The sequence below is a fragment of the Tateyamaria omphalii genome (assembly GCF_001969365.1).
Lineage (GTDB): Bacteria > Pseudomonadota > Alphaproteobacteria > Rhodobacterales > Rhodobacteraceae > Tateyamaria > Tateyamaria omphalii_A.
Window position 1 is genome coordinate 3,446,057 of sequence record NZ_CP019312.1, and the last position, 11,507, is coordinate 3,457,563.

The 11,507-nt window shown below is 62.4% G+C and carries 13 protein-coding genes; 6 read left to right on the forward strand and 7 right to left on the reverse strand.

What is annotated here, in order from left to right:
* Nucleotides 1–130: 130 nt before the first annotated feature.
* The 5 genes from BWR18_RS17285 to BWR18_RS17305 all read left to right on the forward strand — a co-directional run bounded on the left by BWR18_RS17285 (nucleotide 131) and on the right by BWR18_RS17305 (nucleotide 5,348).
* Nucleotides 131–739: an SGNH/GDSL hydrolase family protein gene (locus tag BWR18_RS17285; protein ID WP_172839400.1), complete on the forward strand. Its 609-nt coding sequence runs from the start codon at nucleotides 131–133 to the stop codon at nucleotides 737–739.
* Nucleotides 740–775: 36 nt separating this feature from the next.
* Nucleotides 776–1,501, forward strand: a complete 726-nt coding sequence (mtgA, locus tag BWR18_RS17290; RefSeq protein ID WP_076629669.1) for a monofunctional biosynthetic peptidoglycan transglycosylase — start codon at nucleotides 776–778, stop codon at nucleotides 1,499–1,501.
* Nucleotides 1,502–1,558: 57 nt separating this feature from the next.
* Complete coding sequence (gene fzlA / locus BWR18_RS17295) at nucleotides 1,559–2,224, forward strand: FtsZ-binding protein FzlA (RefSeq protein WP_076630394.1); 666 nt, start codon at nucleotides 1,559–1,561, stop codon at nucleotides 2,222–2,224.
* Nucleotides 2,225–2,287: 63 nt separating this feature from the next.
* Nucleotides 2,288–3,331, forward strand: coding sequence for a tRNA epoxyqueuosine(34) reductase QueG (gene queG, locus BWR18_RS17300; protein WP_076629670.1), 1,044 nt, complete (start codon nucleotides 2,288–2,290; stop codon nucleotides 3,329–3,331).
* A gap of 25 nt (nucleotides 3,332–3,356) precedes the next feature.
* Nucleotides 3,357–5,348 carry a hydantoinase/oxoprolinase family protein gene (locus tag BWR18_RS17305; RefSeq protein WP_076629671.1) on the forward strand — a complete coding sequence of 664 codons (1,992 nt, stop codon included), beginning with the start codon at nucleotides 3,357–3,359 and terminating at the stop codon, nucleotides 5,346–5,348.
* A 42-nt stretch (nucleotides 5,349–5,390) separates the two neighbouring features.
* Here the strand turns inward: BWR18_RS17305 and BWR18_RS17310 are convergent, their stop codons facing one another.
* From BWR18_RS17310 to msrB, 3 genes are all read right to left on the reverse strand, one after another.
* Nucleotides 5,391–5,564, reverse strand: a complete 174-nt coding sequence (locus tag BWR18_RS17310) for a DUF1328 domain-containing protein (RefSeq protein WP_076629672.1) — start codon at nucleotides 5,562–5,564, stop codon at nucleotides 5,391–5,393.
* Nucleotides 5,565–5,640: 76 nt separating this feature from the next.
* Entirely contained in the window at nucleotides 5,641–6,147 is a 507-nt protein-coding gene (gene msrA / locus BWR18_RS17315; protein ID WP_076629673.1) for a peptide-methionine (S)-S-oxide reductase MsrA, read from the reverse strand.
* Entirely contained in the window at nucleotides 6,144–6,587 is a 444-nt protein-coding gene (msrB, locus tag BWR18_RS17320) for a peptide-methionine (R)-S-oxide reductase MsrB (protein WP_076629674.1), read from the reverse strand. Before msrB ends, msrA begins: the two co-directional genes overlap by 4 nt.
* Nucleotides 6,588–6,760: 173 nt before the next feature.
* Here msrB and BWR18_RS17325 point away from each other — a divergent pair, with 173 nt between their 5' ends.
* On the forward strand, nucleotides 6,761–7,228 hold the full coding sequence (locus BWR18_RS17325) for a glutathione peroxidase (RefSeq protein ID WP_368073625.1): 468 nt from the start codon (nucleotides 6,761–6,763) through the stop codon (nucleotides 7,226–7,228).
* Nucleotides 7,229–7,757: 529 nt separating this feature from the next.
* Here BWR18_RS17325 and BWR18_RS17330 read toward each other — a convergent pair.
* The 4 genes from BWR18_RS17330 to BWR18_RS17345 all read right to left on the reverse strand — a co-directional run bounded on the left by BWR18_RS17330 (nucleotide 7,758) and on the right by BWR18_RS17345 (nucleotide 11,442).
* The gene (locus BWR18_RS17330; RefSeq protein ID WP_076629676.1) at nucleotides 7,758–8,015 is read right to left on the reverse strand and encodes a hypothetical protein; all 258 of its coding nucleotides are present in this window, start codon (nucleotides 8,013–8,015) and stop codon (nucleotides 7,758–7,760) included.
* A gap of 267 nt (nucleotides 8,016–8,282) precedes the next feature.
* Nucleotides 8,283–8,528: a hypothetical protein gene (locus tag BWR18_RS17335; RefSeq protein ID WP_076629677.1), complete on the reverse strand. Its 246-nt coding sequence runs from the start codon at nucleotides 8,526–8,528 to the stop codon at nucleotides 8,283–8,285.
* A 116-nt stretch (nucleotides 8,529–8,644) separates the two neighbouring features.
* Entirely contained in the window at nucleotides 8,645–9,331 is a 687-nt protein-coding gene (locus BWR18_RS17340; protein WP_076629678.1) for a YjbF family lipoprotein, read from the reverse strand.
* Entirely contained in the window at nucleotides 9,328–11,442 is a 2,115-nt protein-coding gene (locus tag BWR18_RS17345) for a YjbH domain-containing protein (RefSeq protein ID WP_076630395.1), read from the reverse strand. The genes BWR18_RS17340 and BWR18_RS17345 overlap by 4 nt, the downstream gene beginning before the upstream one ends.
* Nucleotides 11,443–11,507 lie beyond the last annotated feature (65 nt).

Consider the following 11,507-nt stretch of genomic DNA (forward strand, 5'->3'; position numbering starts at 1 on the left):
CGTTTTGTTTTTGATTATAGTTTTCCGATGAATTGGTGAATTCGCCTTAACCACTGGTTTGCGGGCGCAAGGATCATATCTGTTGCTCATGAAATGGGTGGCCGTTCTTTTCTTGTGTTTTGCGACGTCTGTGTCGGCGGAACCGCTGCGCGTTCTGGCCATCGGCGATAGTATCATGGCCTGGCACAAATGGACCGGGCGCGACATCCCTTCTGTCATGGGCGATTTGCTGGGCGCGCAGGTCGAGAATGACGCCGTGGCGGCGTCGCGGTTTTCCAACGCCTCGGCACTGGGCCGTGCCGTTGGCTTTGACGTGCGGGCGCAGTTTCGGGCGGGAGATTGGGATGTGATCCTGATCAATGGCGGGGCCAATGATTTTCTGAATGACTGTTCGTGCAGCGCCTGTGACGGCGTTTTGAACGGGTTGATCGGGCCGGACCTGAGCGGTGAGGTGCCCGGTTTTCTGGCCCGGTTGCGGCAGACGGGGGCCGAGGTGATCTGGATGGGCTACTATGCCAGCGCGCGGTCGGGGCAGTTCACCGGGTGCCGTCCCTATCTGGTGGAGTATGACGCGCGCCTTGCCCGGTTGGCGGCGCAGATGGACGGTGTGCGGTTCATCGACAGTGAGGATGTGATGGACCCGTCTGATCGGTCGCTTTTTGCCTTTGACGGGATCCACCCATCGCCGTCCGGGGCGCGTCGTATCGGCACCTATCTGGCGCAATCGCTCGCGCAGTAGTTTCCATGCGCCAAGCAGCGATTTATAGCTGGGCGCATGGCAAGAAAGAGCAGCAGGCGGACAACAAAGAGCAAGGCGAAGCGGTCGTTTCGTCCGGGTCGGTGGCTGTTTCGCTGGTCGCTGCGGCTGGTCAGCGTGGTGTTCCTGCTGGCCGTGGCGGTGACCCTGCTGTGGTCTATAGTCAATCCGCCGACCACCTTCTACATGATGCAGGAAAGCCGCCGGTTGGGCGGTGTCGATCATGAATGGGTGCCGATGGAAGAAATTGCCCCGGTCATGGCCCGTGCTGCCGTGGCCGCCGAGGACGCGAATTTTTGCAACCATTGGGGTCTGGATGTCGTGGCCATCCGGCGCGCGATTGATGAGGGCAGCCGACGCGGCGCGTCGACCATCAGCCAGCAGGTCGTGAAGAACGTGTTTTTGTGGCATGGCCGGTCCTGGGTGCGCAAGGTGATGGAGGCGGGCATGACCCCGCTGATGGAAGCGTTGTGGTCCAAGCGGCGTATCCTTGAGGTGTATCTGAACGTGGCGGAGTTTGATGAGGGCGTGTTTGGCGTCGAGGCGGCGGCGCGCCATTACTTTGGCGTGGGCCCCGAGGATTTGTCCGGTACACAGGCCGCCCGCCTGGCCGCGATCCTGCCCAACCCAAAGGATCGTTCGGCCAGCAACCCGTCCACTTTCGTGCGCAAGCGGGCGGCCGGCATTCTGGATGGGGCAGCCACGATCCGCGCGGATGGCCGCGCCCGTTGTTTCCAGAGTTGAAAATCCCGCGTCTGGCGTGCATGGATGCTGGACCCATTTCATGATCCCGGATTGTCCATGGCCCGCCTGTTCCACGTTCCCCTGTCCCCGTTCTGCCGCAAGGTGCGCCTGAGCCTGGCCGAGAAGAAGATCGAGGTGGAGCTGGTTGAGGAGCGGTATTGGGAGGCCGACCCGGATTTCCTGCGCCGCAACCCTGCCGCCAAGGTGCCTGTGCTCCGTCTGGACGGGGTGATGATGAGCGAAAGCGCTGCCATCTGCGAGTATATCGAAGAGACGCGCCCCGAGCCGTCGCTCATGCCCTCGGACCCTTTGGCCAAGCTGGAGGTCCGCCGCTTGGTGGGCTGGTTCGACGACAAGTTCCACAATGAGGTGACGTCGAAGCTGCTTTATGAGCGGGTGAACAAGAAGATGATGGGCCAAGGCTTTCCGGACAGCCGCAACGTCAAGGATGGGGCGAAGGCGATCAAGTATCACTTGGATTACATGACGTGGCTGCTTGACCACCGCCGCTGGTTGGCGGGGGACGTGATGACCCTGGCCGATTTTGCCGCTGCTGCGCATTTGTCGGCGCTCGACTATATCAGTGATGTGGATTGGAACCGATCTGAGGTGGTCAAGGACTGGTATGCGAAGATCAAGTCGCGCCCTGCGTTCCGGTCGATCCTTGCCGATCAGGTGCCGGGTTTTCCACCGCCGCGGCATTACAATGATCTGGATTTTTAAAGTCAGGCGTTGGACTGGGGGCCAGCCCCCAGACCCCCGAAGTATTTTTGGCCAGAAGAAGACATGGGCCTGAAAGAGAAGGTCATAGGGCGTGCCCTTGATGAAGGGTTTGTGATGGCGCGGGTCTGCCTGCCGGATGCTGTGCCTGAGGTGGCGGGGCGGCTGGAAGCCTTTGTCGAGGGCGGGCGGCATGGGCAGATGGGGTGGATGGCCGAGCGGATGCATTGGCGCGGCAATCCGGCGGCGCTGTGGCCAGAGGCGCGGTCGGTGATCATGCTGGCCGAGAGCTATGCGCCGGAGCATGATCCGCTTGCGGCGCTGGAGCGGCCCGCGTTGGGGGCCGTGTCCGTCTATGCGCAGGGGCGGGATTATCACGATATCGTCAAGAAACGCCTGAAGCGGTTGGCGCGGTGGTTGATTGCCGAAGCCGGGGGCGAGGTGAAGGTGTTTGTCGATACCGCGCCCGTACCGGAGAAGGCGTTGGGGCAGGCGGCGGGCCTGGGGTGGCAGGGCAAGCATACAAACCTTGTGAGCCGCGAGTGGGGCAATTGGGCCTTTTTAGGGTCGGTTTTTACCACTTTGGAGTTGGAGCCGGACGAGGCGGAGGTCGATCATTGCGGGTCGTGCCGCGCCTGTCTGGACGTGTGCCCGACGGATGCGTTTCCGGCGCCCTATCAACTGGATGCGCGGCGGTGCATTTCGTATCTGACCATCGAGCATAAAGGCCCTGTGGACGATGCGTTACGCCCCGCTTTGGGCAACCGGATTTACGGGTGCGACGATTGTCTGGCGGTATGTCCGTGGAACAAGTTTGCCGTGGCCGCCAGTGACATGCGCTATCTGGGGGCTGTGGGAGCGCCGCCCTTGGCCGAGTTGGCCGCGTTGGATGACGCGGGCTTTCGCGCGCGGTTTTCCGGGTCGCCCATCAAGCGGATCGGGCGGGATCGGTTTGTGCGCAATGTGGCCTATGCCATCGGCAATTCGGGGACGATTGACTTGCTGCCTGCTGTGCAGGCGTTGGTGGATGACCCGGACCCTGCTGTTGCTGACGCGGCGCGTTGGGCAGTGACGCAATTGGGCGCGACGGGTCGCGAACAGGCGCGGTAAGCCGCCGGAAAACATGGGGGCATGCATGGCCATTTTGCTGGGTGTGGACACGGGCGGCACCTATACCGATGCGGTATTGATGCAGGACGAGGTGCGGGTGCTGGCCCGTGCCAAGGCGTTGACCACGCGCCATGATCTGGCTGTGGGTGTGGGGGAGGCCGTGCGGGCGGTGCTGACCGCAGCGGGTGTGCAGCCGGAAGATGTTGGTATGGCGTCCCTGTCCACAACGCTTGCCACCAATGCGCTTGTCGAGGGGCAGGGTGGGCGTGTCGCGCTGATCTATATCGGGTTTCGTGAGAAGGATCTGGGCGCGCAGGGGCTGGCCGAGGCGCTGGGCGATGATCCGGTCTGTGTGCTGGCTGGTGGGCATGGGCATGACGGGTCAGAGGGGGCGCCGCTGGATGAGGCGGCGCTTTTGGCCTTTTTAGAGACGCATAAGGCGGATGTGAGCGGCTTTGCCGTGGCGGCGCAGTTTGCGACGCGCAACCCGGATCACGAATTGCGCGCCATGGCGATGGTGCGGGACGTGACGGGACGGCCCGTATCCGCCTCTCACCACTTGTCGGCCAAGCTGGGTGGGCCGAAGCGGGCGCTGACGGCGGTGCTGAATGCGCGGCTCATTGGGATGATTGATGCGCTGATCGGGCGGGCTGAGGCGGAGTTGCGCAGCATTGGCATTAGCGCGCCCATGATGGTGGTGCGGGGGGATGGCGCGCTGATGTCGTCGGCGCAGGCGCGGGCACGGCCCATCGAGACGATCCTGAGCGGTCCGGCGGCCTCGATCGTCGGCGCGCGGTGGTTGACCGGGGCCGATCATGCACTGGTCAGCGACATTGGCGGGACGACGACCGATGTGGCCATCTTGCGCGGGGGCCGTCCCGTCATTGACCCGGACGGTGCGCGCGTTGGTCCGCATCGCACCATGGTCGAGGCGGTGGCGATGCGCACGACCGGGCTGGGCGGTGACAGTGAGGTGCATTTTGTGTCCGAGGGGTTGCGGGGCGGGGTGACCCTTGGGCCGCGACGGGTGGTCCCGGTATCCTTGATCGCGCGGGAGGCGCCGGATGTGGTTTTGCCGTTGTTAGAGACGCAAATGCGCAGCACGACGCCGGGGGAGCATGATGGGCGGCTTGTGCGGGCGGTGCCGGGTGTCTCTGCCGATGGGGTGGGGCCGCGGGAGGCGGCGCTGCTCGCGCGGATCGGGGACGGTGTGCAGGGTTTGGGTGCGGTGTTGCGCACCCGTATGGATCAGGCCGCGTTGAAGCGGTTGGTGGCGCGGGGATTGGTGCAGGTGGCGGGTTTGACGCCATCGGATGCGAGCCATGTGCTGGGCGATCTGGCGGCTTGGGATGCAGAGGGCGCGCGGATGGCTTGCGCCCTGTTCGGACGGCGGCGCACGGGTGCGGGTGAGCGCCTTGCGGACACGCCGGAGCGGATGGCGCGGATCGTTGTGGATCAGTTGACGCATCAGACCGGTGTGGCGCTCTTGCAGGCGGCGCTGGCCGAGGATGGGCTGGATGAGGCCCTGGCCACCCATGCACTGATGCAGCGCGGCTTGTCAGGAGCACGCGGGTTGGTGCGTGTGTCCACGGGGCTGGATGTGCCGGTTGTGGGTCTTGGTGCCTCGGCCCGTGCATATTACCCCGCCGTGGGGGCACGGTTGGGGTGCGAGATGCAGTTGCCGGAGGACGGCGCCGTGGCCAATGCCATTGGGGCCGTTGTTGGCCGTGTGACCATGCGCCGGACGGGGACCGTCACGGCACCGAGCGAGGGGCGGTTTCGCGTGCATTTGCCGTCCGGCCCGGAGGATTTTGCGGGGTCAGAGCCCGCCTTGGCCCGGTTAGAAACTGTTTTGCGGCAGGAGGCCCGTGAGGCTGCGTTGGTGGCGGGCGCGTCGGATATCGAGCTGCGCGTGTCCCGTGACATTCGCACGGCACAGGCCGAGGCGCGTGAAGTGTTTGTGGAAGCGACCCTGACCGCGGAAGCAACGGGGCGACCACGCATCGCCGGGGCATGAAAAAGGCGGGCACATGGCCCGCCTTTTTCCAAATGTCTGTCGTTAGACCGGGGGGCGCCCCCGGACTGCGCGTGCCACCATGGCGACCACGAACAGGATCAGGAAGATCACGAAGAGGATTTGTGCGATCCCAGCCGATGCCCCGGCGATTCCGCCAAAGCCCATCAGTGCGGCGATCAGGGCGATCACCAGGAAGGTCAGTGCCCAACCAAGCATTTGTTCGTCCTTTCTATCTGTCTAACTTGCGTTGTCTTGCAGAAAGAACGTGGTCACCCGGCGATGGTTCCGAACTTTATTCGGCCGCCCGTTTCGGCAGGACCCAGTTGGGTCGTGGGAAGTGGCAGGTGTAGCCGTTCGGAATGCGTTCGAGGTAGTCTTGGTGTTCCGGCTCTGCCTCCCAGAAATCGCCGACGGGTTCGACCTCTGTCACGACCTTGCCGGGCCAGATGCCGGATGCTTCGACATCGGCGATGGTGTCGTGGGCCACCTGTTTCTGAGCCTCGTCCACATAGTAGATGGCTGAGCGGTAGCTGAGGCCGCGGTCGTTGCCCTGCCGGTTCAGTGTGGTGGGGTCGTGGATCTGAAAGAAGAATTCGAGGATGTCGCGGTAGGAGATCACCTGCGGGTCGAAGATGATCTCGATCCCTTCGGCGTGGGTGCCGTGGTTGCGGTAGGTCGCGTTTGGCACGTCGCCGCCGGTATAGCCGACGCGCGTTGCCTTGATCCCGGGTTTCTTGCGGATCAGGTCCTGCATGCCCCAGAAACATCCGCCTGCCAGTACTGCGCGCTGATCGCTCATGCCACATCCTCCACTTGGGTCAGGTAGTCACCATAGCCTTCCGCCGCCATGTCGTCACGGTGGATGAAGCGGAGGGAGGCCGAATTGATACAGTAGCGCAGGCCGCCCCGGTCGCGCGGGCCGTCAGGAAAGACGTGGCCCAGATGGCTGTCGCCGTGTTTGCTGCGGACTTCGGTGCGCACCATGCCAAGGCTGGCGTCGCGGTGTTCGGTGACGTTGTCGATGGGTTTGGTGAAAGACGGCCAGCCGCAGCCGCTTTCGTATTTGTCGGATGAGGCAAACAGCGGCTCGCCCGAGACGATGTCAACATAGATCCCCGGTTCCTTGTTGTTCAAGAGCTTGCCGGTGCCGGGGCGTTCCGTCCCGCTTTCCTGTGTGACGTAGAACTCTTCGGGCGACAGGGTCGCGATGACGTCGGGGTTTTTGGTGTAGGTTGTCATGGTGGGCCACTCCCTTCTCTTCGGCCTTATGTGGTGCGGGCCCAGCGAATTGGAAGGGCGTGACCTGTCGGGATCGCGCACTATCTGTCTACCAGATATGCACCGGGAGGGTCATTATGCGCGCTTTTGTGGTTATGCTTTGTCTTTTAGCAGGACAGATGGCCAGCGCAGGTATGCGGGACGTCACCTTTCCATCGATAGACGGTGGCACGTTGGACATGTCGGAATGGGCGGGCAAACCGGTGCTGGTCGTCAACACGGCGTCGCAATGCGCGTTCACCCGGCAGTATGAGGATCTGCAGACCCTGTACGATACCTATCGTGATCGCGGCCTGGTCGTGCTGGCCGTGCCGTCGGATACCTTCCGGCAGGAGTTGGACAGCGCCGAGGAGGTCAGGGAGTTTTGCGAGATCGCCTTTGGTCTGGACATGCCGATGACGGACATCCTGCCGGTGAAAGGCAATGATGCGCATCCATTCTATCAGGCTGTGAAGGACGAAGTCGGCTTTGTGCCGCGCTGGAACTTCAACAAGATCCTCGTTGGTGCGGATGGCCAGGTGGTGGAAACCTGGGGCGCACAGTCCGCCCCGATGTCACGACCTGTGCGCCGCAGCATCGAGGCAGAACTGAACCGAGAGTGATGTTTAACCTTACGGCGAAGTACCGGTTGTTGTCGTGGTGCCAGTGCCGGTTGTCGTTGTTGCGGCGGCAGCTGCCATTGCTGCGCTGATTGCGGCCGCTGATGGAGGCGGCATGAGCGTTCCACCAAGCAACCCGCCGCTTGCTGACGGCGGAGGCGCTGTTACGGCTGGGCCGGGCGGAGGTGTTGGAGCGGCATCTTGAGCCGCAGCTGGCATTGCAAGACTTGAGAAGACCAGAGCGGTCGTAGCAAAGAAAGTGCGAAGCATTCTGAGGATACCTTCCGGTTGGGTTCAAGGTGCCCTTACGTTTGCTGACTGCGGGTAATGCGCAATAGCGCCGCACTGCAGCATTTGCGACAGGAGGCACCTCGCCGTTTTTGCAAGATGCACGTAGCGGAAGACCGCATGTTGCCGCGTTTTTTGTGTCGCATCGGGACGCTATGGCGCCATGGCCGATCTGTTTCACCCAAAGAAAAGGGCCTGCCGAAGCAAGCCCTAACTCATCTTTTGCAAAGTCGAACGGTGGTTACTAATTGCCCGTCGTCGTCGTTGTGGTCGTACCGTTGCTGCCGTTTGAAGCGACGGCAATGACGGCAATGCCGACGCCAACAATGGCTGCCGTTGCGGCGGGCGTCAGTGTGCCGCCAAACAGTTCGCCGCCTGTTGCGGGCGGCGGCGTGGTGGTCGCAGGCCCGGGTGGAGGTGTTTGAGCTGCATCCTGAGCCACTGCTGGCATCGCAAGTCCTGCGACGGTCAGAGCGGTCGCAGCAAAGAAAGTGCGAATCATTCGGAGGGTACCTTTTGGCTGGTCGAGATCATTCGCATAGGTTTCCCGCTGACACGCCATGTGCAAGGGCGCTGCACCGCAGCACTGGCGACAGGAGGCTCCTTGCCGTTTTTGTGCGGTGCGTATGGCGGAAGTTTGCGGGTGGCCGCGTCTTTCAAGGTGGTGAGGGACGCATGTGCGGATTGCGTGATCAAGGCACGTCGCAAAAAAGAAAGGGCCTGCCGAAGCAAGCCCTCTCAAGAATTTTGTTTAAGCTCAGACGCTTAATTATTGCGTTGTGGTGGTGGTCGAGGACGACGAACCGCCAGCGGCGATGGCCAGGCCGATCGTGAACGCAGCGGCCGCGCCAATCGGGGTGATTGTCAATGCGCCGGCTTCGCCTTGGCCAAGCTGGATCTCGGCACCCTGGCCGCCCGACACTGTCGAGTTCACAGGCACGTCTTGGGCCAGAGCTGCGGTGGATGTTGCTGCAACCAGAGCGGTCGCGGAAATCAGTTTCAATGCTTTGGTCATGATATGACTCCTATAACGTCTAAGTGAGGAAATAAGGCAATTTCAGGTAAAGTTCAATCTGCTTCGCTGCTCTGTCCCCATTTCTGATACATTTTTGCTGCACCGCGGAAAGGTGATCACTTTTTGAGCAAGCGGGTGCGGATATAGCCGAGCCCCGGCCCCGACCATTGGCGTGTCTGCCACACGGTCGCGTCACGTCGGTCCACCCAATAGTCAAAGGCGACGACCCCCTTCCAGCCGGTGCAGTTTTCCTGCAGGTGCACCACCGGGAAGGACCTGCCCACGATCACCAGGTCTTCGTTCCCGACCGTGCGCATTTCGCAATCAAGCGGGATTTCATCAATCCCGTTGTTCCCATTCTTGATATACAGCGTGTGCCGGCCGGATATCGGCGACCGTTGCTGGATCGCTTTGACAGCCGCGTCGGCGTCTACGGATCCGATGTCGTTGCTGACCCCTCGTGTTGCGGCGATCACGCCGTCCCGTACGATGATCTGCACGTCATCAGCGCTGCGCCATGTCCGGACGAGGCCCGGTCCCGCGTCGCGCCGTTCCGAGAAGGGCACCAGAAAAGCGGTTGCATTGCGGTTCTCGATCGTCACTTCGAGTGCGGGCACGGTCAGGCTCGCGATAAGGGCCGGTGTGAGCTGCGGCGGTGGCGCCACGTCCTGCCGCCCCGCGCGATATGCGTCGAGCACCGATCGGAACTGGCTGGCCTGCGTGTTCTGTTCGTCGGTGCCGCCAGAGCAACCCGCAACCAAGAGAGACGCGCAAAGTGCGAGGGACTTCAGCCCGTTCATCATTCCCAGACCCTTCCCCAATCTGCATTCAGGTCTGTGATGTGACCGGTGCGGATTTGTTCATAGAGACGACCCGAAACGCTCAACCGTGCGCCACCATCCCGTTGCACCGGCCGGATGGTTGTCGAGACTGTTTGTCGGCTGGGTTGGCCGATAAACCAGCTGGTCGGGATGGTGATGTTGATCCCCTTGTCGAACGAGCCTTCGCCGAACTCTTCTGAACTGACATCTGTCAGGGTAAAGAAGCCGCCGACGCGCCAGCCGTTTGCGAATTGACGCTCAACCGTGAAGGTTGCGCCCACATCCCCGGCCAGGTAGCGGCCCACGTCGACCTGGCCGTAATAGCCTTTGCCGAAATCGTAATAGGCCGAGATATGTCCCGTTGCGACGTCATAGTCCTGGAAGCCAAATTGCTGGTCAAAATCGCGTTGTCGGACATAGTTCGCCTCGACCCCCAGGCCAAGCTTGCTGCTGGCGGGCTTCCAAAGGAATTCAGCCGAGACGCCGCCAAAGAATTGTTCAAGGTAACCCGCCGTGACGCGCGCATAGGTGTTCTTGCCCGTCTTCCACTGGCGCGAGACGAACAGGTTTTCGATCGTCGTGTCGGCGGCCTGGGCATAGAGCAGGGCGTCGGTGCGCACGCGTGGCAGCACCGAATTGGAGGGGCGGCCGCTGTCGATGTTGCCGGCGAGCCGGTGCCGAACCTCACCGCTGGCCAGCCAACCGGGGGCGAAGCGGTATTGGGCCTGGGCCGAGATGCCGACGTCAAACCGTACCGGACGATCCGGGTCGAAATAGCTGGGGCGCAGGAAAGGTCCGAGCGAGTAGCTGAACCGCGGATAGGCCTGTGTTCCGTCAATTGCGCCCTCGGGCGCGCGGGGTGCCGCGTCGGACAGTTCGGATGCGGCAAGCAACGCGTTGGCCGCGTCGGGCCGGAATTCGAGCGTTTCGAGATCGCGCCGCGAAATGGTCGTGGTGGACAGTGCCAAGCCTTCGTTCATCAGGACAATGTCGAAGACTTCGACCGACGGCGGCAGCTGGCGTGCGAGCGCGCGTGCCGTCCGGCCCACAACGATGGCAAGGTTAGCGTAGCGTGAGCTGGACACACGCGCCTCTGCCCGGTTGGCCGTGACTTGCAGGCTTTCGAGGCGAATGCCGTCTTCGGTCAATTCGGGCTCAACGACATCGCGCAGGATCATGGGTGCGCTTTGCGAGGCGGCCCATGCCGTGTCATAGGATTGCGGGTTTGCCTCCCGCGTGGGGCGGACGATGATGGGGCGCGGGCCCGCCAAGGTGAAAGGCGTGGCGGGGGTCTTGGGGTTGAACTGTATTTGCGCGTTCACACCGATCTCGGAGCCGTAAAGGTAGTATGCCCCCAGCCGGATCGCGTTGGTCCACTGATACTCGACCCCGAAATTGATCCGCGAGTCGCGTTCGAACACGCCTCGCGACGTTTCGGCGACATAGGCGTCGGGCGAATATTCCAGCTTGAAGCCGAGACGGTCGCTATATTGCCATTCGATCCCGCCGAACGGGGAGACCGGGCCGCGGAACCACTGATCGGTCGCAAGCTCGCCGCCGGTGCCGTTCGGGTCAAATGCAGGGCGGTCACCCCCCGAGAGAGAGCCGATGGAGCCTGACGAGCCCAGACGACCCCAGCCCAGACCTGCCGTCACCTTGGCGCGGCCGGGCAGGCGGAAGGGTCGAATGAAGTTTTTGGTCGCGACGACGTATTCGCCCGCATAGATACCGGTGCCTGCAAAATCCTGCAGACCGACGCTGACTGCCGGGCGGTACTGCCGTTCCTTGAGCAGCAGATAGCGGAAGTCAAAGCTGCGGTCGCGATAGGTGTCGAAGCCGTCCGAGTTCCAATCCTGAATGCCGATATAGCGGAAACTCGCACTGATCCGTGGCGAGAACTGGAAAGACAGTGTCGTGCGGGTTTGACCGCCAAAATGTGACACCCCAAGCGCCAATTGGCCGTCTGGCATCGCCTCGCCTGATGGTGTGTCGATGAGGCCAGGCAAACCGTAGAAGTTGAGTGTCGGCGCGGATGTGATGACCTCGCGCTTTGGGGCTTCGCTGTTCTGTGCGGTGGCAAACGGGGTGGCCATTGCAACAGACAGGCCGCCAAGGCCGGCCAAAACAAGCGATCTTATCCGCAAAGGCATGTGTTCAC

Coding starts and splice junctions, on each gene's coding strand:
- BWR18_RS17340 (WP_076629678.1), bottom strand. CDS start 9,331: ATGATGAACGGGCTGAAGTCCCTCGCACTTTGCGCGTCTCTCTTGGTT.
- BWR18_RS17305 (WP_076629671.1), top strand. CDS start 3,357: ATGGCCATTTTGCTGGGTGTGGACACGGGCGGCACCTATACCGATGCG.
- msrB (WP_076629674.1), bottom strand. CDS start 6,587: ATGACAACCTACACCAAAAACCCCGACGTCATCGCGACCCTGTCGCCC.
- BWR18_RS17310 (WP_076629672.1), bottom strand. CDS start 5,564: ATGCTTGGTTGGGCACTGACCTTCCTGGTGATCGCCCTGATCGCCGCA.
- msrA (WP_076629673.1), bottom strand. CDS start 6,147: ATGAGCGATCAGCGCGCAGTACTGGCAGGCGGATGTTTCTGGGGCATG.
- BWR18_RS17345 (WP_076630395.1), bottom strand. CDS start 11,442: ATGGCCACCCCGTTTGCCACCGCACAGAACAGCGAAGCCCCAAAGCGC.
- BWR18_RS17330 (WP_076629676.1), bottom strand. CDS start 8,015: ATGATTCGCACTTTCTTTGCTGCGACCGCTCTGACCGTCGCAGGACTT.
- BWR18_RS17335 (WP_076629677.1), bottom strand. CDS start 8,528: ATGACCAAAGCATTGAAACTGATTTCCGCGACCGCTCTGGTTGCAGCA.
- BWR18_RS17325 (WP_368073625.1), top strand. CDS start 6,761: ATGCGGGACGTCACCTTTCCATCGATAGACGGTGGCACGTTGGACATG.
- queG (WP_076629670.1), top strand. CDS start 2,288: ATGGGCCTGAAAGAGAAGGTCATAGGGCGTGCCCTTGATGAAGGGTTT.
- fzlA (WP_076630394.1), top strand. CDS start 1,559: ATGGCCCGCCTGTTCCACGTTCCCCTGTCCCCGTTCTGCCGCAAGGTG.
- mtgA (WP_076629669.1), top strand. CDS start 776: ATGGCAAGAAAGAGCAGCAGGCGGACAACAAAGAGCAAGGCGAAGCGG.